Here is a 22,217-nt window from a genome sequence, read left to right on the forward strand (position 1 = left end):
GCTGAAGGCCATCGCGGGGTCCAGAGTGGCGGTGCCCTGGTGGTATTCGGTGCGGAACTGGGTGTGGATGCGGGTGAGGGTCTTGGCTTGCTGGGCCTGGGCCCAGCGGATGAGGTGATCGAGGCGGGAGAGGACGGTGGCGGCTTCGTCCTGGTTCAGGGACTGCAGGTTTTGCAGGGCCAGGGATCCGGTGAGCCCGTTTTGGGGCACGGGGCCGGAGCATTCAGGAGCGGTCGGGGCTGGAACGGTACCGGGAGCGGCAGCTCGAATTCTCTGGACAGCCGCCGTTGTGGAAGCGGGATCCGTACCGGGAGCGGCAGCGTAAACCGACAGGGTGCACTCTGCAGCGTTGCCGCTGACGTTGCCGTTGCCGGCAGTCTCACCGGGGGAAGATCCGTTCTGATCCATGTCTTCAGGCTTTCACCCGCCACTGACATTTCCGGCCCCAAAAGAGGGCAAAAAGGCCTTCAAAAGGCCCTTTTCAGGTACTCCAAATACCCGACTTTTTCATCCGACTACCTGCGAATAAGCCCGGCTACCTAGTGATGAGCCAAAAGCCGTCGGGAGCGGCAAGAAAGGCCGGAGAAAGGGGAGGGAGGCCGGTGGGAGGGGGAAGGGCGGGGGCCGGGGGGGAAGGAAGAAGGGAGGCAACCGGAGTGAAAGGAGAGAGCAGGGTGAAGGGGAGCGGGAGCGAAAAGGAATGAGTCAGGTTAAGGCAGGGCGGGGACAGCTAACGCCGCCAAGACACCGACTCGTCAAGCGTCCAGGGGCTGCCGGAAGGCTCCTGCTTGAACCAGGACTCCTGCTTGAACCAGTATTCCGGGGCCGCCGCCGTCGTCCGCGCAGACTGAAGGGCACGAGCCGTGACGTACTCATGGCTCGTGCCCTTCAGGCCGCGGCAGGGTAGCCGGGGCTGTCGACAGATTGTCGCAACTCGCCGCCGGGAGACCGCTTTACCAAGAGCCCCGGCTATGCAAGCTTGCAGCGGATCAGATAGCCGCCGCCAGTCAGACCTGTCCCTGCTGTGCAGTGCCGGCCGCATGGGGCTGCAGGACCTGAACATCCATTTCGGCGGACATCTTTCCATCCAGAGCTGCAGTCAGGGCTTGGAAGGCCGGGCTGACGGAGTGCGCCTGCAGGTCTTCGGGACTGGCCCACTTCTCAATCATGACAAGACGGTCACGGCCTTCATTGAGGCTGTACAACTCGCAGCCGGCATCTTCGGCGTGGACCCGCCCGATCACCTCTTCGAGAGTTGCAATGACCTCATCCCTGTACTCGGGCTTGGGAAACATGGTGGCTACGATGACAAGGCTCATGCGTTCTGCCCCTTCAGTGCCTCAAGGGCATCCTGAACGGGGACTGAACCGTTGTTGAATTCGATCGTCTGCCCGATCGTCTCCGGGCGGTCCAGCACTGCAGCAGCCACCAGAGCCACGTCTTCGCGCGAAACCTGGGTGCCTTCAATGCCGGGACCGGTTTCGATCTTGCCGGTACCGGGATCAAGAGTGAGCGCACTGGGGCCGAGAATGGTCCAGTCGAGGCCGCTGCGGCGCAGGTGTTCGTCAGCGGCAGCCTTGGCCTCGGCATAAGCGAAGAAGCCGTTGTCTTCAGGAACGCCGTGATCGGGACCTGCACCAAAGTACGAAACCATGACGTAGCGGCGTGCGCCCGCTTCCTTGGCGGCATCAATGGAACGGATTGCTGCATCACGATCCACGGAATAGGTGCGTTCGGGCGCACCGCCACCGGCTCCGGCAGACCAGACCACGGCATCCTGCCCGGCAAGCTTCTCGGCAATTTCTTCCGTGGACAGGTTTTCGACGTCGGCGACGACGGCGGCCGCTCCCGTGGCTTCGACGTCGGCGGTGTGTTCCGGGTTGCGGAACAGCGACGTGACCTGATGGCCGTTTGCGGTCAGGTCCTTGGCCAAGTGCAGGGCAACTTTACCGTGGCCGCCGATAATGGCTACGCGTGACATGGTGAGTCCTTTCGATGGGGATCAGTGTCCCTGCCACCCTAAGCACGCTGATGGTTCCTGTGCCTACTTGTTCCGCTGATGGCAGACCCCCGCACTTTTGTCTCTGCAGCGGGAATAAACCGGCAGGCCTTTGGGCGGCACGCCGGGGAGGGCCAGCGGGCGGCAGGCCTAAGGACGGCGCACCGGAGTGGGCGAGCCAAGGCAGAGCCCGGGCAGAGCGGTGGGGGACTCACCGGGGCGCGGAGGCGGGAGGAGCTGGCAGAGGAGTTCAGACTGGCAGGTCGTGCAGCATCCGGGAGAGTCGCATGAGCTCCAGTGGAAGGTGCTCGGTCAGGCTCAGGCCGACGATTTCCGCCGCGGCGGACAGGTCGCCGACGAGGGCCACCAGATCGGACACCCGCATCCCGTCCGACTGCCTTCCGGTGGAATTACTGAAGTCACGGGAATCAAGGACGTCCAGGTCAATGTGCACGGCCAGCCGCGTGGCCCCTGAGGCTTCGACCCAATCCAGTACCTTCCTGCTGTCTTCCGCCGTGTCCGTTATGCCCACACTTTGAATGCCCAGGCGTTCCTTTACCGCGATTCCCTCGTCATCCCAGTGGCGCAGCCCCACCTGCAGGATTTTCAACGGGGGCACAAGAGCCGGGAGCTCGGAGATGATGCCTGCGTCGCCTTCCCCGGCGAGCGTGGCCAGGGCCATGGAACGGAAGCCGGTATAAGACTGCCCCGGCACTCCGGTGTCCGGATGGGCGTCGATCCACAGAACAGCGAGATCGTCCCCGTAACGGTTGGCCAGGTAGCTGAAGGGCGCCACACTGACCGAACATTCCCCTCCAAAGGTGACCACCGAATCCGGTGCCGCGTCTTCCAGAATCCGCAGGGCTTCCGTGAGCTGACGGAGCACGGCTTCACGGGCATAGATCCCGTTGACGGTGGTCAGTGCCTCGTCTGCGGTGTCGGTGCTGACCGGAACGTAGGCGGTGGGTCCGTCGTGGTCCGGAGACATCAGGCCCAGCAGCGCCGGACCCAAATGATAGGAGAGCTGGCTGTCGTGGGCGTTCACACCCGGCAGCAGCTGGTGGGTTTGCGGACCGGCAGCCCCCTGCCACTGCGGAAAGAACAGGCGGAGTGCGCCGGGACCGGAGGGGTGAATCTGGCTCATGAGGCCAATTTACGCCGGGGCGCCGGCGCGGATAAGGGTACGGGCCCGGCGCCCGGGGCTGGATGGCAAAAAGGGCTGGACGGCAAAAAGGGGGAGAAGCCGGACGGCAGGAAGGCGAGACACAGCGGCCGACCCAGCAAATCCCGGGGATGAAACGTCCGCGCCCCGGCAACCCAACCTCCCGCGCCAGGCAACCGCGCCTGCCCCACGGACCCGCCCCACGGACCCGCCCCCCGGATCCGCCCCGCGCAGCGCCCACGCCCCATCCCAGTGCAAAGGACGAAAGCCGCACGCGCACAAAATAGGATGGAGGCATGACTGCAACACTCGTCGCCCGGGATCTTTCCGGCGGCTACGCCCACCGCACCCTTTTCTCCCATCTGAACCTGACTGTCGCCCCCGGCGACGTGGTGGGGGTCGTCGGCTCCAACGGGGCCGGAAAGTCGACTCTGCTGCGCCTGCTGGCAGGTGCGGACGAGCCGCTGGCCGGCTCCGTCTCCACAGCCCCGGCAGATGCGTTCATCGGTTGGCTGCCGCAGGAACACGAGCGGATTGACGGGGAAACGGTGGCGGCCTACATCGCCCGCCGCACCGGCGCAGCCGAGGCAACCGTGGCGATGGAAGCCACGGCCGAAGCACTGGGATCCGGAGCGAAAGGCGCCGACGACGCCTACGCCGTCGCGCTGGATCACTGGCTCGCGTGCGGCGCCGCGGACCTGGAGGACCGGGTTCCGGCCGTGCTGGCCGAACTGGGCCTGGATGTGGGTGCTGATGCCTTGATGACGTCGCTTTCCGGCGGCCAGGCAGCACGGGTGGCGCTGGCAGCCCTCCTGCTGAGCCGCTTTGACATTGTGCTGCTGGACGAGCCCACCAATGACCTGGACCTGGCCGGCCTGGCCCGGCTGGAGGAGTTTGTGCAGGGGTTGCGCGGCGGCGTCGTCCTGGTTTCCCACGACCGCGAGTTCCTCGCCCGCTGCGTCACCACTGTGGTGGAACTGGATCTGGCGCAGAACAAGGTGGCAGTGTACGACGGCGGTTACGATGCCTTCCTGGAGGAGCGCGACGTCGCACGCCGGCATGCGCGGGAGGCATACGAGGAGTTCTCGGACAAGAAGGCCGACCTGGTGTCCCGGGCGCGGACCACACGGGAATGGAGTTCGCAGGGCGTCCGGAATGCCATGAAGAAGGCTCCGGACAATGACAAGATCCGCCGCCGGGCCTCGATGGAATCTTCGGAGAAGCAGGCGCAGAAGGTGCGCCAGATGGAATCCCGGATCGCACGCCTGGACGAGGTGGAAGAGCCGCGCAAGGAGTGGCAGCTGCAGTTCACGATCGGATCCGCTCCGCGCTCGAGCTCCGTCGTGGCCACCCTGAACTCTGCGGTGGCCAGGCGGGGTTCCTTCACGCTCGGCCCCGTCTCGGTGCAGATCAATGCCGGCGAGCGGATCGGCATCACCGGCCCGAACGGCGCCGGGAAGTCCACTCTGCTGGCTCTTCTCCTGGGCCGCCTCGAACCCGCCGACGGAACCGCGTCCCTGGGATCCTCCGTGGCGGTGGGGGAAATCGACCAGGCCCGCGGCCAGCTGGATCCTGACCTGCCGCTGGGTGAGGCCTTCGAAGCGGCGGTGCCGGAAATGAACAGCGCCGAAGTCCGCACCCTTCTGGCCAAGTTCGGGCTGAAGGCGGACCAGGTGAACAGCCCGGTCCGGGCGCTTTCGCCCGGTGAGCGCACCCGGGCCTCCCTGGCGCTGCTGCAGGCACGGGGCGTGAACCTGCTGGTGCTCGATGAGCCCACCAACCACCTGGACCTGCCCGCCATCGAACAGCTGGAAGAGGCGCTGGAGAGCTACGACGGGGCACTGCTGCTGGTCTCCCACGACCGGCGGATGCTGGAGAACGTTCAGCTGGACGCGCGCTGGGACGTTACCGGCGGCGTCGTCACCGTTTCCTGATGCCCGCCTAAGTACCGCAGGCAGGTCCGGATGTGGTAGAAGTTACGGACGGTCTGTGCTGGAACAGCCGGAGCGCAGGCGCAGGAGTCGCACGCGCAGGGTCTCGGTCTCTCGGGGGGAGTAGTCATCATGTCTTCACAGTTGCCTGCAAGGACCGGACCGTGAAGGGCCTGCGCGCGGACGCGCCGGTCCTGTTGACTGTCTGGGTCCTCTGCGTCACCACGGACTGGTCCACTGGGACAAAAATCGCGCTGAACATCGCTGCCGTCGCCGGTCTGTGCCTGAAGGAGTATCTGGTGCACCGGAACCTTCAGCACGCTCAGCGCACCTCGCGCCGTGCCGCCGAGGCGGCGGGAGCGGCCCGCAGCCGAGTCTTCGCCGCAGCCTGAGCCGGCCGTTCCCGCGGCGTAAAGCCCCGCCGCGGCGGGGGAGTAGTCTCGGTATCCCGGCGCAACGCCGGTATATAACACGGGGGTACGCATGAGCGGCACGGCTACGGATGGCACTTTGATGACGCTTGGCGTGATCGGAACCTCAAGGAAAACCGATGAGCGGCGCCTGCCGCTGCACCCGCGGCACTTGGAACGGATTGACGCGGACCTGCGGCAGCGGATCATCCTGGAGCAGGGGTACGGCGAGCGCTTCGGCTTCTCCGACGCCCAGCTGTCCCCCCTGGTGGCCGGGATGGCCCCGCGGAACGAGGTGCTCGCAGCCTCGGACGTGGTGCTGCTTCCCAAGCCGCAGGCCCGGGATCTCAGCGACCTCCCCGACGGAAAGGTCCTCTGGGGCTGGCCGCACTGTGTCCAGGATGCGGTCATCACCCAGCTTGCCGTCGATAAGTCCCTGACGCTGATCGCCTTTGAAGCCATGAACCACTGGACCTCCGACGGTGGTTTCGGGCTTCACGTGTTCCACAAGAACAATGAGCTCGCCGGATACAGTTCCGTGCTGCACGCCCTGGAGCTCGCCGGCTCCACCGGCGACTACGGACGCAGGCTCAGCGCCGTCGTCATCGGTTTCGGTGCCACCGCCCGCGGTGCGGTCACGGCACTGAAAGCGCTGGGCATCCACGACGTCGAGGTGCTCACCAACCGGGAAACCGCCGCCGTTGGCTCACCCATCCACTCCGCCCGCATCTTGCGCTTTGAGCGCGACGCCGACCAGCCGCACCTCAGCCACGTGATCACTGATGACGGCACGCAGCCGCTGGCGCCCTACCTCGCCGGTTTTGACCTGGTGGTCAACTGCACCCTCCAGGATCCCAATGCCCCGCTGACCTATCTTCAGGAAGCGGATCTGGCGGCCTTCGCACCCGGCAGCCTGATCATCGACGTGTCCTGCGACGAAGGAATGGGTTTCTCCTGGGCCAAGCCGACATCCTTTGCCGAGCCCGCATTCGCCGTCGGGGACGGCATCCTCTACTACGCGGTGGACCACAGTCCGTCGCACCTGTGGGACTCCGCCACCTGGGAAATCAGTGAAGCCCTCCTGCCGTTCCTGCGTACGGTGATGTCCGGTCCTGCCGCCTGGGACGCGGAACCCAGCGTAGCCCGGGCCATCGAAATCCGTGCGGGGCACATCCTGAACCCCGCCGTCCTGGCCTTCCAGGACCGCTCCGCGGACTATCCGCACCCGGTGGCACACGCCTGACGCGACCGCTGAACGGCTGCGGGCGGGCCGGTGTAATCGATTCGGTGGGGCGGCCCCGCCAAACGCGCCGGGAGGCTAGGACGCCGCAGCTGGCGGAGCCTATGGTTTTAACGCCCCACCGTGTTTGATGCCGCTCCGTGTTTGATGCCGCTCCGTGGTTTTCAGGCCCGACGGCGGTGTTCGGCCCCCGCCGTGACCGCTGACAGGAATCGAGCAGCCCATGAGAACCGACATGACACCCCTGCTCATTCCCACCGCCGGCGGCCAGGTCCGGGGGATCGTGGCCGACGGGGTCCGCACCTGGCGCGGCATCCCCTACGCTGCTCCGCCGGTGGGGGATCTGCGGCTGCGGGCGCCCCGGAAGCCGGAACCGTGGAGCGGTGTCCTGGACGGGTCTTCCTTTGGAGCGGCACCGCCGCAGTCCCGGAACCCGTCCCTGACCGGCTCCCGGCGGCGAGCGCCCATGAAAGAGGACTGCCTGACGCTGAATGTGTCGGCGCCGCTGGATCCGGCGTCCGACCGGCTGCCGGTGCTCGTGTACTTTTACGGCGGTGCGTTCAGTTCCGGATCGTCCACCGTCAAGACCTACCGCGGGTCCAATCTGGTGCGGACCGGGGAGGCAGCGTACGTATCCCTGAACTACCGGATAGGTGCCCTGGGATTCACCGACTTCACCTCGTTCTCCACTCCGGGCCGGACCTTCGAGTCCAACCTCGGCCTGCGCGACCAGGTGGCAGCCCTGGAATGGGTGCGGGACAATATTGCCGCCTTTGGCGGGGACCCGGACAACGTGACCATTTTCGGAGAATCCGCCGGAGGCATTTCCGTCACCTCGCTGATGTGCATCCCCGCAGCGAGGGGGCTTTTCCACCGCGCCTACGCCCAGAGCGCGGCGCCTTCCAGCGCTTATTCGCTTGAGCTGCATGCGGCCTGGGCGCGGGACCTGCTGCAGATCCTGAACGTTCCCGTATCGGAGGCGGCGGAAGCCCTTACCACCCTGCCGGCGGAAACGCTGGTCCGCGCCACCAACCGGCTGACCTCCAAGATCGGGCCGGCGGACAGGCCGGGATCGCTGAGCGTTTCCCCCGTCATCGACGGGGAGTTCCTGCCCGATTACCCGATCGACATCTTCCGGCAGGGCAAGGCGGCGCCGGTGCCGCTGGTGCTGGGAACCATGGCGAGGGAAGGGGCGCTGTTCGCGAAAATCGTCGATATCCTTCCCTCCACGCCGGACCGGATCGAGAAGATGTTTGCCGGCACCGACCCGGAGGCCCAGGACCGCGTGCTTGCCGCCTATCCCGGCTATCCGTCCAAGGAGCGGTCGGTGGAAATCAGCGGCGACCTGGTGTTTTGGTATCCCTCCACCATGGTGGCCGAATCGCATTCGCTGGTGGCACCCACCTGGTCCTACCGCTATGACTTCGCCACGCCCCTGATGAACCTGCTGGGGTTCGGCGCGACTCACGCCATGGACGTCCCCGTAATGTTCGGGGAAACCGGGGAGCCGATCACGCGGGCACTGTCCCTGTTCGGAGGCGGCGGCGCCCTGAAGGATCTGTCCGCCCGTTTCCAGGGCAGCCTGCTGAACCTGGCCCGGACCGGCAGCCCCGGGGAGGACTGGCCGCCGTATGATCCGGTGGAGCGCCGAACCAGGATTTTCGACCGGGAGGACCGGATCGAGTCGGACCCGTTCCCGGAGCGGCGCAGGGCCTGGGCCGGCTACCGCGGGTATCCGTAATGCTTCCTACTCTGTGATGGAGTCCGCAGACGGGCCGTGAGAGGGTTGACCCAGCTTGTGAGTTTCCGTATTGCTTGAACCCTTACCGCACTGCGCAAAGGAGAGTTGGCCAGCATGAGTGAACATTACGACGTCGTGGTCCTGGGAGCCGGTCCGGGCGGCTACGTGGCGGCCATCAGGGCGGCGCAGCTGGGGCTGCGTGTGGCGGTGGTGGAGGAGAAGTACTGGGGCGGAGTCTGCCTGAACGTTGGCTGTATTCCCTCCAAGGCCCTGCTGCGCAATGCCGAGCTGGCACAGATCTTCACCAATCAGGCGAAAACCTTCGGGATGAGCGGAGATGTCAGCTTCGACTTCGGTGCTGCCTTCGACCGCAGCCGCCAGGTGGCCGACGGCCGCGTCAAGGGCGTGCACTTCCTCATGAAGAAGAACAAGATCACCGAATATGACGGCCACGGGGTGTTTACCGACGACCACACCCTGGAGGTCAGCCTCTCGAAGGGCGGCACGGAAACGGTCACCTTCGACAACGCCATCCTTGCCACCGGAACCTATGTGCGCCTTCTGCCCGGGGTGGAACTTTCCGACAACGTGGTGACCTATGAAGCGCAGATCATGGACCGGGACCTGCCCAAAAAAATCGTCATTGTGGGAGCCGGGGCCATCGGCATGGAGTTCGCGTACGTGCACCGGAGCTACGGGGTGGACGTGACCATCATCGAGTTCCTTGACCGTGCCCTGCCGAATGAAGATGCGGACGTCTCGAAGGAAATCACCAAGCAGTACAAGAAGATGGGCGTGCCGATCCTGACCTCCACCAAGGTGGAAACAGTCACGGACAACGGTTCGTCAGTGACCGTGACCTACACGGACAAGAATGGCAAGGAAGGCTCCATTGAGGCTGACCGGGTCATGCTCTCGATCGGTTTTGCGCCCCGGACCGAGGGCTACGGCCTGGACAAGACCGGTGTTGAGCTCACCGACCGCGGTGCCATCGCCATTGACGACTACATGCGGACCAACGTTCCGCACATTTACGCCATTGGTGATGTGACCGCCAAGCTGCAGCTCGCCCACGTGGCCGAAGCCATGGGCGTGGTGGCGGCCGAAACCATCGCAAAGGCCGAAACCATGACGCTGGGCGACTATCGGATGATGCCCCGGGCCACCTTCTGCCAGCCGCAGATTGCCAGTTTCGGGCTCACCGAGCAGCAGGCCCGGGACGAAGGCCGCGACGTCGTGGTGAGCACTTTCCCGTTTACCGCCAACGGCAAGGCGCACGGCCTGGGTGAGCCCGTGGGTTTTGTGAAGCTGGTGGCAGACAAGGAACACCTGGAGCTCCTGGGCGGGCACCTGATCGGACCGGACGTGTCGGAACTGCTTCCGGAGCTCACACTGGCCCAGAAATGGGACCTTACGGCATACGAACTGGCACGCAACGTGCACACCCACCCCACGCTCAGCGAGGCACTCCAGGAAGCGTTCCACGGCCTGACCGGGCACATGATCAATTTCTGAGGCCCGCATGCTGAGGCCCGGGCCTCGGTAAGGGGGCGGCACCGGAGAGTCCGGGTGCCGCCCCCCGGCGCTGGGCCTGTGAATCTTGACACTCACGGTGCAGGAGCGAACCCTGAGAACAGGGGTGGTTCGGGGTAGGGCTGTGCCGTGAGAACAAGCAGAATCATCATGCTCGTCATTGGAAGCCTGCTGATCCTGACGGGGCTGGGCCTGGCTGCGGGGGCGGCAACGGTGGGAGTGCTGAACGCCCGGCAGAACGATGACAGGTTCCTGTCCCTGCCCGAGGGCGTCTACGAAGTGGACACCTACGCGCTCATCACTCCGGAGATAGAGGTGGGCCCGGGCGTCCAGTCGGAGGAAGCCCTCGGAACGCTGCAGGTTGAAGGCCGGGCCGAGGACGCCGGGAAGGAGCTGTTCATCGGGATCGGTCCCGAAGAAGAGGTCGAGCGGTATCTTCTGGACGTGCAGCACAGCGAGCTGCAGGAGGTCACCTTCGACCCGTTCCGCGCCTCTTATGAGGAGCGGCAGGGGGGTGCTCCCAACGGACTCCCCGGAGATCAGGATTTCTGGGCGGCCAGCACCAGCGGCAGCGGTGAGCAGTCCCTGGAATGGAACCTGGGCGACGGCAGCTGGAACGTCGTGGTGATGAACGCCGACGGCAGCAGGCCGGTGTCGGCCGAGCTTCAGATTGGCGCCCGCACTGAGCTGCTGGGGCCGTTGACCTGGATACTGCTGATCAGCAGCATCGTCTTCCTTGTCGCCGGCATTGGCCTGGCCGTTGCCGGTGCGGCAGGACTGCGGCGGAGGTCGTCGGGAGCAGGCGGTCCCTACGGCAGCTACTCGTCGGCAGGTTTGCCCGGCCAGCCGGGAGGACCGGATCAGGTCGGCTCGGGGCAAGTGCCTTCCGGCCAGGCGCGACCGGGCCACACAGGATCGGGCCAGACAGGATCGGGCCAGGCAGGTTCGCGCGGCCAGGCGGGCCAGAGCCCGCCGACGGGACCACCCCAGACCTATGGACAGATGCAGGACCGCTACGGACGCGAACAACGGGCGACGGCGGGGGACAGCACCGGTTTGAGCGGCCGCGTTGGTGCCGCCGCTGCAGGGGCAGGCGCAGCCGGGGCCTCTGCAGCCAGTGCTTCGGCAGCCGCCGTCGGCGTCCGTGATCCGGGACTGGCGGGCCCACGCTACCCGGCACGGCTGTACGGGGAGCTGGACCCCGGCGTGTCCCGCTGGATGTGGCTCGTGAAATGGTTCCTCGCCATTCCGCACTACATTGTGCTCTTTTTCCTGTGGATCGCGTTCTTTGTCTCTACGGTGATTGCCGGGATCGTCATCCTGTTCACGGGACGTTACCCGCGCGGCCTGTTCGACTTCAACGTGGGCGTGGTGCGCTGGAGCTGGCGGGTGACGTTCTATGCGACCCGGGTGCTGGGCACCGACAGGTACCCGCCGTTCACCTTGGAACGCACCGACTACCCCGCCGACTTCAGCGTCGACTATCCGCGCGAGCTCTCCCGCTGGCTGGTCCTGGTGAAGTGGTGGCTGCTGGTGATTCCGCAGGCGCTGGTGGTCAGTGCCATCACTGAAGCAACGGTTGTGGTCAACCGGTTCTGGAGCGCGGGCAGTCCCGACGACCTGCTCGACGGAGGCTGGACCCGGTGGGGCGGAAGCATGTGGCAGGACGGCTGGGACGAGGGGTGGACCGACGGCGTCTACACCACCGTGAGCAGGCAGGGTCTTTCCCTGCTGGGCCTGCTGGTCCTCATCGCCGCCGTCATCCTGCTCTGCACCGGACGGTATCCGCGGCAGCTGTTCAACCTGGTCATGGGACTGAACCGCTGGACCTACCGGGTCCTCGCCTACGGGGCCCTCATGCGTGATGAGTATCCGCCGTTCCGGCTCGATCAGGGTCCTGCGGACCGCAGGGATGAGGCCGCAGGCCTGGGGCGTCCCGGCCCGGACAAAGGCTAGGAGCCGGCCCAGGCTCCGGACAGACGTGAGCCCCGACAGGGGCCCGCCCGGACAGCGGTTAGGAGCCGGCCGCGCCGGAATCAGGTGCGGACGCGAGGATGCAGAATTCGTTACCCTCGGGATCGGCCAGCACAACCCAGGGAACCTCAGTGCCCTGCCCGACGTCGGCCCGTACCGCGCCCAGCGCGAGCAGGCGTTCAACTTCCTCCTCCTGGGTGCAGCCCACCGCGTGCAGATCCAGGTGCAGCCGGTTCTTCACGGACTTTGGCTCCGGCACCGGCAGGATATAGATCGGCAGGCCGAAGCCGTCAGGGGAGGCGAGTCTGATGAAGCTGTCCTCCTCCTCCGCGATCCGGTAATTCAGGGCCCGGGTCCAAAACTCCGCCAACCGGCGGGAGTCCACGGCATCAAAGGAAAGGGAGGAGAACGCGCTGGTCATGGCTAAGGCTCCTGGGGCAAAGGATGGAAAGTCCGCCAAAGCTAGCACCGGGCCGGAGCCGGGTCAAAGGTGCGGCACGCCGCCGATGCGGCAGCCGGAACCCGATGTGCCTCCGGGATGCGAGACTGCTTGCACCGAGGGGGAGGGGAACTATGGGCGCGGTAGGGGGAGAGCCGTCTGCTGCCGGTGTCCGATTGCGGCAGAATCCCGGGTTTGTGCGGTTCTGGCTGGCTTCGACCGTGTCCGATTTTGGCACCTACATCACCACCCTTGCGGTATCCGTCCTGATTCTGGTGACCATGGACGGCACGGCCCTGGACCAGGGCCTGGTCAATGCCGCGCGCTGGGCGCCGTATCTGCTCTTTGGCCTTGCGGCAGGGATATGGGTGGACCGGTTTTCCCGCCGAACCGTGCTGATAGCCGGGGACCTGGGCAGAGGACTGATCCTCACCGGGATCTGCGCCGCCGCAGCCGCGGGATTCCTCACCGCGCCGTGGCTGATGATCCTCATGTTCGCCTTTGGAACACTTGCCCTGACCAGCGATGCCGCCTATCAAAGCTTCCTGCCGCGCCTGGTGCCCCGGCCGCTTCTCACACGGGCGAATGCCAGGCTCCAGCAGAGCGATACAGTCGCCCAGACCACCGGAAGCGCAGCCGCGGGAGGCCTGGTGGCACTGGTGAGCGCACCGTTCGCGCTGTTGGTGGACGCGGCGTCGTATCTGTTCTCGGCAGTGGTGCTGCTGACGCTTAAACCGGAAGCAAAGCAGAAACCGGAGGCGAAGCATAAGCCGGGATCGGAACTGGAGCCGGAAGCGAAGCAGAAACCGGAGGCGAGGCATAAGCCGGGATCGGAACAGGAGCCGGACGCCGGCCCGGGAATCGGTCCGGACACTCAAGAGGGCTTTTTCCCGCGGATCGCCGAAGGGCTGCGGTGGGTTTACGGCCACCCGTTTCTGGCGCCCCTGGCCTTGAGCAGCCATGTGTGGTTCATCGGCTCCGCAGTTCTGGGCGCCGTCCTGCCCACTGTGGTCCTGAAGGACCTCGGAATGGGTCCGGCGGGGCTGGGGCTCGTCCTTGGCTGCGCCGGAGTTGGAGCAGTGATCGGCACAACTGTCTCCACCGGCCTGGGCCTGCGGTGGGGAACGGGCCGGACCATCATTGCCGCGCGGACCATCCAGCCGGCGGCGATTGCCCTGGTGGCCCTGGCCCCGCTGGCCGCCGGCGGGACGGGGCAGGGCTCCTCCCTGCCGGACTGGCCGGCCGGAACCTGGTGGGCCCTGGCGCTGGCGGGCGGCGGGCAGCTGTTGTTCGGGATGGCGATGGGCCTCGAGGGTCCGCTGGAAATGGGCTACCGGCAGGCTGTAACACCAGACCGGCTGCTGGCAAGGATGAGCGCCACCCTGCGGTCCGCGAACCGGGGGATGATCGTGGTGGGCGCACCGCTGGGCGGAATCATCGCTGCCGCTGCGGGCACTGGTGCGGCGCTGTGGACGTCCTGCGGCCTGCTGCTGCTGTCCGCCGTCGTGCTGGTGTTCTCCCGGTTCAGGGACGCCGGGGAAGGCCAGCACCTGACGGCCGACGAAAGCCCTGGCGCATACTGGAGGACATGAAAGGTCTGACTCTGCTGGGCATATTTCTCATGGTCGCGGGGCTGGTGGGCTGCGGCTTCTGCTTCATTTTCTGGGCCAGTACCCCTGACCTGCAGCCGCCGCCGGGAACACGCCTGCTGTACGGCATCGCATCGGTGGGGTCGGTTTTGTGCATCGCCGCTTCCCTGCTGATCCGCAGGCGCATCGGGCCGGGAAACGGCGCCCGCAACTAGCAGGCCGGCCAGAGGTTCCGGCGGGTGTTTTCCCTCACGCATAAGCGTGCGAAAGGCGTTGCTGCACGGAAGAAAACGATGGAAGGTGTCTTGAGTGTGACCCCGGTCCGTCTGATCGGTCACAACCGGCCCATTCCGCCCGCCGCAGCTGGATAGTCTTGAATTATGGACCTCGAAAACATTAATTTTCACACCCGAAAGTGGGTCCGTCCCGAAGATCTCAACGCCAACGGCACCCTGTTTGGCGGCAGTCTTCTGCGATGGATCGATGAAGAAGCAACCATCTACGCCATCCTCCAGATGGGCAACGGCCGCGTGGTCACCAAGTTCATGTCGGAGATCAACTTCGTCAGCTCCGCCCAGCAGGGCGACATGATCGAAATGGGCCTGCGCGCCACAAAGTTCGGCCGGACCTCGCTGACCATGCGCGCCGAAGTCCGCAACATGATCACCCGCCGCAGCATCCTGACCATTGACCGGATCGTCTTTGTCAGCCTTGACGGGCACGGCCACCCGATGCCCCACGGCTTCACGGAAATTACCTATGACCGTGACCGGCTGCCCGACCACCACATTCCTCCGGTGACGTTCGACGCCTAGCAGGCAGCCGGCAGCAGGTAGCCGGCCCTCCGGGCTGACTTCCGTCCAACCGCCCGCGCGGCCTGCTTTCCCCTCCCAGGGGTCTTCTTTTTTCGACGCCGGGGCGCCCACAGCGGGCCGCAGGGAGGTGAGGGGAAGGGCCGGTATGGGACACTCAAGGCAGCAACGCCCATGACGGAAGCCCGGTGACGACGGCGGTCCGGCACCGCGCAACGGAGCGGGCCGCCCGGAGATCCGGGTTGGAACGGAGCCTGCATGCCGGAACCCGCGCAGCATCTTGGAGTCGAATCGCTGATCGGCGAGTGGCTGGACCATCCCACCGGACGAACCGTCCTCATCGACGTGCTGGCGCGCCGCAGTCCCGATGCCCGGGCACTCTATGCCATGAGGATGCTGCCGCTTTCCGCCCTGGTGACCCTCAGCAACGGGGTGGTGACCCCGGAATACCTGAACCTCATGGCGCAGGCCGCCAACAAGCTGATCGACCTCCCAACGGTCCGCCCGGGAACGGCCCATCTCTTTCCGTCCGCCCCGCCCCCGGCGCCCAACGACTGGGAGGAGCCCCTCGTTGAGGGCCGGTTCCACGGCAAGACGGTGGTGGTCTCGGGGGCTGCATCGGGGATCGGCCGGGCCGTCGCGCTGCGCGTGGCCCGGGAAGGCGGCCACGTCCTTGCCATCGATCTCAGCACCCTGCGGATGGAAGCGCTTCTGGAGAAGAACCCGGATCTGGACATTACCGGCGTGGTGGCCGACATTTCCAGCCAGGAGGACGTCAACAAGATTGCGGTCCAGGCCCGGGGACGGGTGGACGGACTCGCCGTCGTCGCCGGGATTGCCGATGACATGGTTGCCCTTCACGAGGTGGAAGACGAGCTCTGGGAGAGCGTCTTCCGGATCAACGTCGACGGGCCGTTCCGTCTCTCCCGCGCCATCATTCCGCTGATGCTTGCCCGCGGCACCGGATCGATTGTGAATGTCTCCTCGCAGGCGGGCCTCCGCGGGTCCATCGCCGGCGCCGCGTACACCGCATCCAAGCATGCCGTGATCGGCCTGACCCGCAGCGCGGCCTTCATTTACAGTCCGCGCGGCCTCCGCGTCAACGCCGTCATTCCGCGGCCCACCCGCTCGGCCCTGGAATCTAACTACGGGTCGCTCGGCGGCGCCGGGCCGCTGCCGGCCCCAACCTTCACCGCTCCGGAGATTGAGTCGGCGCAGATCGCCTCGCCCATGGCCTACCTGCTCAGCGACGACGCCGCCAACGTCACCGGAGCCATCCTGCCCGCCGATGAGGGCTGGGGCGTGGCCTGAGGCGGCCAACGCCGCGTCGGGCCGCGGCTACCTTCCGTGCCGTGCCCTCAGATCCTCTTCAAGCTGCTTCAGCAGCGCGGGCGTGACCGGGCTGCCGGGGAACCGAGCCAGCCGGTTCAGCGGCATACTGCCCACCAGTGCCAAAGACGCCGCGAGCTGAGCAGTGTCCGGCGCCGCACCGGCGTCTGGATCCGGCACCTCGGCGGAGTCCGGGTTCCCGCCGCCCGCGGCTGCGCCGCTTCCTGTCCCGCCGCTTCCCGCCCCGGAACCGGTCATCGCGGCAACCAGGGCGGCCGCGGCCTCCGGATCGGCCAGCCACTCTTCGAGGGACGATCCGATGCCCAGCGCCGGAGGGGGAACCGTGCCGTCCAGTGCAGCAACTCCCGCCAGACGGATATCCCGGGACGACGCACCCACCTCAAGGCGGTATTCCCCGGCGTCCGCCACCCAGCTTCCGGTGGTGGGCTCGTACCGCGACAGGGCACGGACGTCCAGTTGGAATTCCACCCGCCGAGCCTCACCCGGCTCCAGCCGCACCTTCTCGAAGCCCCGCAGTTCACGCCGCGGGCGCAGCGGGCGCTGGGGGCCGCCGTCGTCCTCTCCGGGTGCCCCGGAATACAGCTGCACCACCTCGCTGCCGCTGCGGCCGCCCGTATTGGTCAAGGTGAGCGCTGCCTGGACGTACTGGTCCGCTCCGGCGCCGACAGCGCGGATTTCCAGGTCCGAGTACTCGAAGGTGGTGTAGGAGTATCCGTGCCCAAACGGATACGCCACTTCCATGCCGCGGGTGTCATACCAGCGGTATCCCACCAGGAGCCGCTCCCCGTAGCGCACGGTGCCGCCTTCGCCGGGATAGTTGCCGTAAGCGGGGGTGTCCGACAACCGCAGCGGCACGGTTTCGGCCAGCCGGCCGCCGGGTTCCTCGCGGCCCAGCAGCACGTCGGCAAGAGCACTTCCGCCGGCCTCGCCCGGTAGCCAGGCCTCCAGGACCGCCGGGACCGCAGCCGCCCATCCCGTGGTCACGACCCCGCCGTTGGAAAGCACCACGACGGTCCGCGGATTCGCTTCGGTGACCGCGGTGAGCAGCTCCAGCTGGGAATCCGGCAGATCGAGGGTGGTCCGGTCAAAGCCCTCCGATTCCGCAGCGTCCGGCAGGCCCAGGAAGACGACGGCGGTGTCAGCTGCGGCCGCAGCTGCAGCTGCCGTTTCGACCAGGTCTTCCCCGGCCCAGGGCGATTCCGGGGAGAGGGCATAACCGGGTTCGAACAGCAGCCCGGGTACCTGCTCCTGCAGTGCATCCAGAGGTGTGACCAGCTGCACGGGATTCACCCGGGAGGATCCGCTGCCCTGGTACCGGGGTGTGCGGGCCAGTTCGCCGATCACCGCCAGGGTGCCCGCGGGGGACAGGGGGAGAATGCCGCCGTCATTCTGCAGCAGCACCATGGAGGCTGCCGCGGCCCGGCGGGCCAGCTCGTGGTGCGCGGCGTAATCCGCCGCCTCGCCGCCGGCGCCTGCGGAAGTGCCGGGCTGCACCGACGCACGGCGAACCAGCGCCAGGATCCGTTCCACGGACTGGTTGATCTGGTCCTCCGTTACCGTGCCCGCATCCAGCCCGGCGGCCAGCTCCTGCGTGCCCAGGCCTCCGCTGGAGGGCATTTCCAGATCAAGGCCGGCGGTGAGCGCGGCCGCCCGGTCGGTCACCGCCCCCCAGTCCGAAACGACGACGCCTTCGTAGCCCCAGGTGTCGCGCAGCACCGTTCCCAGCAGCCAGGGGTTCTCCGCGGCATGCAGCCCGTTCACCTTGTTGTAGGCGGCCATGACCGTCCACGGACCCGCGGTGCGGACCACCGTCTCGAAGGCGCGCAGGTAAATTTCATGCAGGGTCCGCTGATCCACCACGGCATCCACCCGCATCCGGTCCGCTTCCTGGTTGTTCGCCGCGAAGTGCTTGGGGCTGGCACCGACGCCTTCCGCCTGGACCGCAGCCGTCCACGCCGCACCGAGTTCGCCCGCGAGCAGCGGGTCTTCCGAGAAGTATTCGAAATTGCGTCCGCACAGCGGGGTGCGCTTGATGTTCAGGCCCGGCCCCAGCAGGATGTCGACGCCCTGGGCGCGGGCCTCCTGCGCGACGGCGGTGCCCAGTTCCGAGAGCAGGCTGCGGTCCCAGGAACACGCCGTCGCGCATTCCGCCGGAAAACAGGTGGCGGGTACCGAATCGCCCAGCCCCGTCCCTCCGCCGTCGCCGGCCGGCCGCCGGACGCCGTGCGGCCCGTCGGCGAGGACCAGGGAGCGGATTCCGTGCGGGGGAAGGGACACTGTTTCCCAGAATCCGGCCCCCGACAACAGGCTGAGCTTCTCGTCCAGGCTTAGGTCCGGCAGGGCTGGGATCTCCACGTGCGCCTCCTCGTATGCGGGCTCCGAGTCTAAGCCGCCGCCGGGACCGGCGAAAGGGTGTCCGCCCCCTGTTCCCGCGTTCCCGGGGGCCGTAGGGTTCAGGTACGGCGGCAGTTGTTCACGGCCTGCCGCCGGGACGGGAGCCACGTGTGAAGAGCCACCTTGACCGCTACAAGCAGATGGCGGAAATCCTGTACCGCAACGGACTGGGGTACCTGGTAGCCGCCTCCGGCCTGGAAGCCCGGATTCCTTTCCGGCGGAAGGCCCAGCCGGGAGACCGCCCCGAACAGCGGGCAAGCAGCCCCGAATACCTGCGCCGGGCACTGGAAGAACTGGGACCCACCTTCGTGAAACTGGGCCAGCTGCTCTCGACCCGGCAGGACCTGCTGCCGCCGAAGTACCAGCAGGAACTGGCCAAGCTGCAGGACCATGCCGAACCGGTGCCCTGGGAACAGATTCAGCGGGTGCTCCGGGAAGCACTGGGGGAGCAGGTACTCTCACGTTTCACCAGCTTCGACACCACGCCTCTGGCCAGCGCCTCCATCGGCCAGGTTTACGGGGCCAGGCTGCCGGGCAACAGGGACGTGGTAGTGAAAATCCGCAGACCCGGGATCGATGAGGAAGTGAATGAGGACCTGGACATCCTGCAGGGGCTGGCCGGGTATGCGGGCAGGCACTGGGAGGCCGCCCGGGACTATGACGTTCCCGGCTTGATGGACGAGTTCGCCGAGACGCTGCGGTCCGAACTGGACTACACGCAGGAGGCGCGCAACGCCCGCCGGTTTGCCCTGAATTTCGAAGACAACCCCGCCGTCCGGATTCCCGCCGTCTTCGATGACTTCAGCACGTCAACGGTCCTGACCCAGGAACGGCTGTACGGGCTGAAAGTCACCGACACCGCTGCCCTGGACGCGGCCGGGATCGACCGCAAGGCGCTCGCAGTGACGGCGGCGGACGCGGAAATGAAAATGGTTTTTGACGACGGCTTTTTCCATGCCGACCCGCACCCGGGAAATATCTTCGTGGAGCCCGGCGGGCTGATCGGGCTGATCGATTTCGGCATGGTGGGGGAGATCGACGACAAGTTCCGGACCCAGCTCTCGGCGCTGTTCGTCGCGGTCATCCGCAAGGACCCGGACCGGATGGCTTCTGCCCTGGTCCGCATGTGTGCCAGGACGCGCCGGGTCGACCGCCTCAAGCTGCGTCTTGACCTGCAGCAGCTCATCCGGCTGTATGAGGGGCGGACCCTGGGAAACGCGCCGGTGGGCCGCATCATCAACGGGGCGCTGGGCATCATCCGCAGCCATCATCTGCAGCTGCCGCGGGAGATGGCACTGCTGCTGCGGATGCTGATCATGACCGAAGGCATGGGAGAGGTGCTGGATCCGGATTTCAGCATGGGCAGCACGCTGGCTCCCTACGCACGGCGGATGGCGGTGCACCAGTTGAATCCGGTGGCGGTTGCCCGGCGGCTCGGACAGGTGGGAGCCGAAACGCTGGAGCTGGGAGCTGAGCTGCCGGACCAGTTGCGCCGGCTGCTGAACACGCTGGACTTTGAGGGGCTGGAGGTGCACCTGCGGGCCGAGGAACTCGCACCCCTGGTGGAGCGGCTGGAAAGGGTGGGCAACCGCATGGTGGCAGCCATCTTCGCGGCCGCCTTCATCCGCGGTGTCGGCGAGCTCACGCTGGGCGACACCGACCGCTGGAAGGGCTGGCAGGCCCCGCTGATGACCGCCGGGCTTGCCTCGACCGGTGCCCTGGGCGGGTATCTGGCCTGGACCGCGCGCCGGCAGCGCATCAGGGACTACTGATGGAGCTGTCGCTGGCCGGCCTGACAGTCCTGGTGGCAGGCGGCACCACGGGAATCGGCCGTGCCGTCGTGGAGGAATTCGCCCGCGAACGCGCCAACGTCTCCTTTTGTTCAGACAAGCCCTATGACGTGGGAGTTCTGGAGGAACAGCTGGCGGGATCCGTGGGGCGGGTCGAGGGATCCGTGGTGGACCCTGCCCACCCGGGTGCGCTGGCCCGGTGGGTCAGCGAAACAGCCGTGATTTTCGGCGGTGTCGACATAGTGGTTTCCGCAGCCAGCGCCCTGGCCCTGGATGACACGGACGAAAACTGGGAGGCATCCCTCGCTGTGGACCTGATGGGAAGCGTCCGGCTGGTCAAAGCCGCGCTTCCACACCTGGAACTGAGTACCGCACCGAGCATTGTTGTGGTGTCCAGCACCTCGGGGCGGGAGGTTGATTTTGCGGCCGGACCCTACGCCACGGCTAAGACGGCAGTGGCCGGCTACGTCGCGGGCCTCGCCTTCCGGCTTGCCGGCCGGGGCATCCGGGCCAATACGGTCAGCGCGGGCAACACCTACTACCCCGGCAGCTACTGGGCGTTGCTGGAGGAACACGACCCGGTCACGTTCGAGGCGGCAGTGGCGAGGAACCCCACCGGACGGATGGGTACGCCCGCGGAAGTGGCCGACGTCGTCGCCTTCATCGCCAGTCCGCACGCCTCACGGGTTACCGGAGCAAACATACTGGTTGACGGCGGACTTTCCCGGGCCGTCCAGCTGTGAGCGCGGACGCAGCGGGGCCCTAGAAGACCACAGCATGCAGGACCGGACGGACCGCGGCGGGTGCCGCGATCCGTCCGGTCCTGCTGCTAAGCCAAATTTGACTGGTGCATTTTGCTGTCTTTACTGCTCTTACAGCTGCCTGCTGCTCTCACACTCCCTGCTGCTCTCACACTCCCTACTGCGCGAAGTCGGTGGAGTTGTAGATGTTCAGGTTCAGTGCCGCCGCCACCTGGGCCACGGCGTGCTGCGCCCGGACACTGTTGCCCACCGGATCCAGCGGAGGAGAGAAGGCCGCGATGGCCAGCGTCCCCGGCATGATGGCAAGCACCCCGCCGCCCACGCCGCTCTTGGCGGGCAGGCCCACCTTGTAGGCCCAGTCACCGGACGCGGTGTACATGCCCTCCATAGTCATTTCCGCGAGGATCGGAGGAACCAGGGAAGCATCAAACACCTGCTTGCCCGTCACCGGATTCCGCCCGCGCGCAGCCACCGTTGCACCCATCGTGGCCAGGTCCCTGGTGGTGACCAGGGTTGAACACTGCCGGGTGTACACCTCGCAGGCTTCCATGGGGTCCGAATACATTGTCCCGCCCGAGTACAACAGCCAGGCAATGGCACGGTTATGGAAGTTGGTGGACTGCTCGGAGTCGTTGACGGCGTCGCTGATCCTGATCTCCCGTCCGGCAAAGGCGCTCTGCATGTCCAGAATCTTCTTCCAGCGCTCATCCGGAGAATCAGCCGGAATCAGCGACACCGTGGACATGGCGCCTGCGTTCACCAGGGGCGACACCGGTTTGTCTCCGTGCAGGGCCACGGCGATGACGGAGTTGAACGGCTCCCCGGTTGGATCCGCCCCCACCTTGTCGTGGAATTCCGGCAGGCCCACACTCTGCATGGCCAGCGTCATCGAGAAGACCTTGGAAATGGACTCCAGGGCAAACTCGAAGCCCGCATCTCCGGCCTCGTAGATGTCGCCGTCCGCCGTCACGACACAAACACCGAACAGCGAGGGATCAACGGACGCCAGATACGGGATGTAGCTGGCATTCGCGCCGCCGGAGTCATTCACATGATCGGCGTGAGCCGTTTGAACAGCTTGGGTTATGGCCG

At 66.5% G+C, this 22,217-nt stretch carries 19 protein-coding genes; 12 read left to right on the forward strand and 7 right to left on the reverse strand.

The features are described 5' to 3' along the window. The 4 genes from WKB88_RS17030 to WKB88_RS17045 form a co-directional block, all read right to left on the reverse strand. Positions 1-408 (reverse strand): hypothetical protein (locus WKB88_RS17030; protein ID WP_341395754.1); only part of this gene is annotated, 408 nt, incomplete at its 3' end. A 599-nt stretch (positions 409-1,007) separates the two neighbouring features. After that, positions 1,008-1,319, reverse strand: a complete 312-nt coding sequence (locus WKB88_RS17035; protein ID WP_341395755.1) for a putative quinol monooxygenase — start codon at positions 1,317-1,319, stop codon at positions 1,008-1,010. Continuing rightward, positions 1,316-1,981 carry an SDR family oxidoreductase gene (locus tag WKB88_RS17040; RefSeq protein ID WP_341395756.1) on the reverse strand — a complete coding sequence of 222 codons (666 nt, stop codon included), beginning with the start codon at positions 1,979-1,981 and terminating at the stop codon, positions 1,316-1,318. Before WKB88_RS17040 ends, WKB88_RS17035 begins: the two co-directional genes overlap by 4 nt. Before the next feature lie 268 nt (positions 1,982-2,249). Beyond that, positions 2,250-3,143, reverse strand: a complete 894-nt coding sequence (locus tag WKB88_RS17045) for an arginase family protein (protein ID WP_341395757.1) — start codon at positions 3,141-3,143, stop codon at positions 2,250-2,252. 314 nt (positions 3,144-3,457) lie between these two features. Between WKB88_RS17045 and WKB88_RS17050 the strand changes: the two genes are divergently transcribed. The 6 genes from WKB88_RS17050 (at position 3,458) to WKB88_RS17075 (ending at position 11,972) form a co-directional block, all read left to right on the forward strand. Beyond that, a complete protein-coding gene (locus WKB88_RS17050) occupies positions 3,458-5,095 on the forward strand; it encodes an ABC-F family ATP-binding cassette domain-containing protein (RefSeq protein ID WP_341395758.1) in 1,638 nt (545 codons plus the stop codon). Positions 5,096-5,256: 161 nt separating this feature from the next. Continuing rightward, positions 5,257-5,484 carry a hypothetical protein gene (locus WKB88_RS17055; RefSeq protein WP_341395759.1) on the forward strand — a complete coding sequence of 76 codons (228 nt, stop codon included), beginning with the start codon at positions 5,257-5,259 and terminating at the stop codon, positions 5,482-5,484. A gap of 91 nt (positions 5,485-5,575) precedes the next feature. Further along, positions 5,576-6,745: a N(5)-(carboxyethyl)ornithine synthase gene (locus WKB88_RS17060; protein WP_341395760.1), complete on the forward strand. Its 1,170-nt coding sequence runs from the start codon at positions 5,576-5,578 to the stop codon at positions 6,743-6,745. 220 nt (positions 6,746-6,965) lie between these two features. Beyond that, positions 6,966-8,483 (forward strand): carboxylesterase/lipase family protein, encoded by a 1,518-nt coding sequence (locus WKB88_RS17065; protein WP_341395761.1) that lies wholly within the window; start codon positions 6,966-6,968, stop codon positions 8,481-8,483. 114 nt (positions 8,484-8,597) lie between these two features. Then, the gene (lpdA, locus tag WKB88_RS17070) at positions 8,598-9,998 is read left to right on the forward strand and encodes a dihydrolipoyl dehydrogenase (RefSeq protein ID WP_341395762.1); all 1,401 of its coding nucleotides are present in this window, start codon (positions 8,598-8,600) and stop codon (positions 9,996-9,998) included. A 147-nt stretch (positions 9,999-10,145) separates the two neighbouring features. Then, the gene (locus WKB88_RS17075) at positions 10,146-11,972 is read left to right on the forward strand and encodes a DUF4389 domain-containing protein (protein ID WP_341395763.1); all 1,827 of its coding nucleotides are present in this window, start codon (positions 10,146-10,148) and stop codon (positions 11,970-11,972) included. Positions 11,973-12,030: 58 nt separating this feature from the next. Here the strand turns inward: WKB88_RS17075 and WKB88_RS17080 are convergent, their stop codons facing one another. Next, positions 12,031-12,411, reverse strand: coding sequence for a VOC family protein (locus WKB88_RS17080; protein WP_341395764.1), 381 nt, complete (start codon positions 12,409-12,411; stop codon positions 12,031-12,033). Positions 12,412-12,563: 152 nt separating this feature from the next. Here WKB88_RS17080 and WKB88_RS17085 point away from each other — a divergent pair, with 152 nt between their 5' ends. The 4 genes from WKB88_RS17085 to WKB88_RS17100 all read left to right on the forward strand — a co-directional run bounded on the left by WKB88_RS17085 (position 12,564) and on the right by WKB88_RS17100 (position 16,141). Next, positions 12,564-14,021 carry an MFS transporter gene (locus tag WKB88_RS17085; protein WP_341395765.1) on the forward strand — a complete coding sequence of 486 codons (1,458 nt, stop codon included), beginning with the start codon at positions 12,564-12,566 and terminating at the stop codon, positions 14,019-14,021. Further along, positions 14,018-14,233 (forward strand): hypothetical protein, encoded by a 216-nt coding sequence (locus tag WKB88_RS17090; RefSeq protein WP_341395766.1) that lies wholly within the window; start codon positions 14,018-14,020, stop codon positions 14,231-14,233. Before WKB88_RS17085 ends, WKB88_RS17090 begins: the two co-directional genes overlap by 4 nt. A 165-nt stretch (positions 14,234-14,398) precedes the next feature. After that, positions 14,399-14,833, forward strand: a complete 435-nt coding sequence (locus WKB88_RS17095; RefSeq protein WP_341395767.1) for an acyl-CoA thioesterase — start codon at positions 14,399-14,401, stop codon at positions 14,831-14,833. Between the two features lie 255 nt (positions 14,834-15,088). Further along, a complete protein-coding gene (locus WKB88_RS17100) occupies positions 15,089-16,141 on the forward strand; it encodes an SDR family NAD(P)-dependent oxidoreductase (protein ID WP_341395768.1) in 1,053 nt (350 codons plus the stop codon). Positions 16,142-16,168: 27 nt separating this feature from the next. Here the strand turns inward: WKB88_RS17100 and WKB88_RS17105 are convergent, their stop codons facing one another. Further along, entirely contained in the window at positions 16,169-18,535 is a 2,367-nt protein-coding gene (locus tag WKB88_RS17105; RefSeq protein WP_341395769.1) for a glycoside hydrolase family 3 C-terminal domain-containing protein, read from the reverse strand. Between the two features lie 149 nt (positions 18,536-18,684). Between WKB88_RS17105 and WKB88_RS17110 the strand changes: the two genes are divergently transcribed. Both WKB88_RS17110 and WKB88_RS17115 read left to right on the forward strand, forming a co-directional pair. Continuing rightward, positions 18,685-20,346 (forward strand): ABC1 kinase family protein, encoded by a 1,662-nt coding sequence (locus WKB88_RS17110; protein ID WP_341395770.1) that lies wholly within the window; start codon positions 18,685-18,687, stop codon positions 20,344-20,346. Next, the gene (locus WKB88_RS17115; protein WP_341395771.1) at positions 20,346-21,107 is read left to right on the forward strand and encodes an SDR family NAD(P)-dependent oxidoreductase; all 762 of its coding nucleotides are present in this window, start codon (positions 20,346-20,348) and stop codon (positions 21,105-21,107) included. The genes WKB88_RS17110 and WKB88_RS17115 overlap by 1 nt, the downstream gene beginning before the upstream one ends. Before the next feature lie 175 nt (positions 21,108-21,282). Here WKB88_RS17115 and glsA read toward each other — a convergent pair whose 3' ends face one another. After that, positions 21,283-22,176: a glutaminase A gene (gene glsA / locus WKB88_RS17120; protein ID WP_341395772.1), complete on the reverse strand. Its 894-nt coding sequence runs from the start codon at positions 22,174-22,176 to the stop codon at positions 21,283-21,285. Positions 22,177-22,217: the final 41 nt, after the last annotated feature.

Source organism: Arthrobacter sp. G119Y2, assembly GCF_038069765.1.
In the GTDB taxonomy this organism is placed as follows: Bacteria; Actinomycetota; Actinomycetes; order Actinomycetales; family Micrococcaceae; genus Arthrobacter_B.

Bases quoted from the DNA above. Each gene is read 5' to 3' on its own strand.
- WKB88_RS17035 (WP_341395755.1), bottom strand. From the start codon at position 1,319: ATGAGCCTTGTCATCGTAGCCACCATGTTTCCCAAGCCCGAGTACAGG.
- WKB88_RS17040 (WP_341395756.1), bottom strand. From the start codon at position 1,981: ATGTCACGCGTAGCCATTATCGGCGGCCACGGTAAAGTTGCCCTGCAC.
- WKB88_RS17045 (WP_341395757.1), bottom strand. From the start codon at position 3,143: ATGAGCCAGATTCACCCCTCCGGTCCCGGCGCACTCCGCCTGTTCTTT.
- WKB88_RS17050 (WP_341395758.1), top strand. From the start codon at position 3,458: ATGACTGCAACACTCGTCGCCCGGGATCTTTCCGGCGGCTACGCCCAC.
- WKB88_RS17060 (WP_341395760.1), top strand. From the start codon at position 5,576: ATGAGCGGCACGGCTACGGATGGCACTTTGATGACGCTTGGCGTGATC.
- WKB88_RS17065 (WP_341395761.1), top strand. From the start codon at position 6,966: ATGAGAACCGACATGACACCCCTGCTCATTCCCACCGCCGGCGGCCAG.
- lpdA (WP_341395762.1), top strand. From the start codon at position 8,598: ATGAGTGAACATTACGACGTCGTGGTCCTGGGAGCCGGTCCGGGCGGC.
- WKB88_RS17080 (WP_341395764.1), bottom strand. From the start codon at position 12,411: ATGACCAGCGCGTTCTCCTCCCTTTCCTTTGATGCCGTGGACTCCCGC.
- WKB88_RS17085 (WP_341395765.1), top strand. From the start codon at position 12,564: ATGGGCGCGGTAGGGGGAGAGCCGTCTGCTGCCGGTGTCCGATTGCGG.
- WKB88_RS17090 (WP_341395766.1), top strand. From the start codon at position 14,018: ATGAAAGGTCTGACTCTGCTGGGCATATTTCTCATGGTCGCGGGGCTG.
- WKB88_RS17095 (WP_341395767.1), top strand. From the start codon at position 14,399: ATGGACCTCGAAAACATTAATTTTCACACCCGAAAGTGGGTCCGTCCC.
- WKB88_RS17100 (WP_341395768.1), top strand. From the start codon at position 15,089: ATGCCGGAACCCGCGCAGCATCTTGGAGTCGAATCGCTGATCGGCGAG.
- WKB88_RS17115 (WP_341395771.1), top strand. From the start codon at position 20,346: ATGGAGCTGTCGCTGGCCGGCCTGACAGTCCTGGTGGCAGGCGGCACC.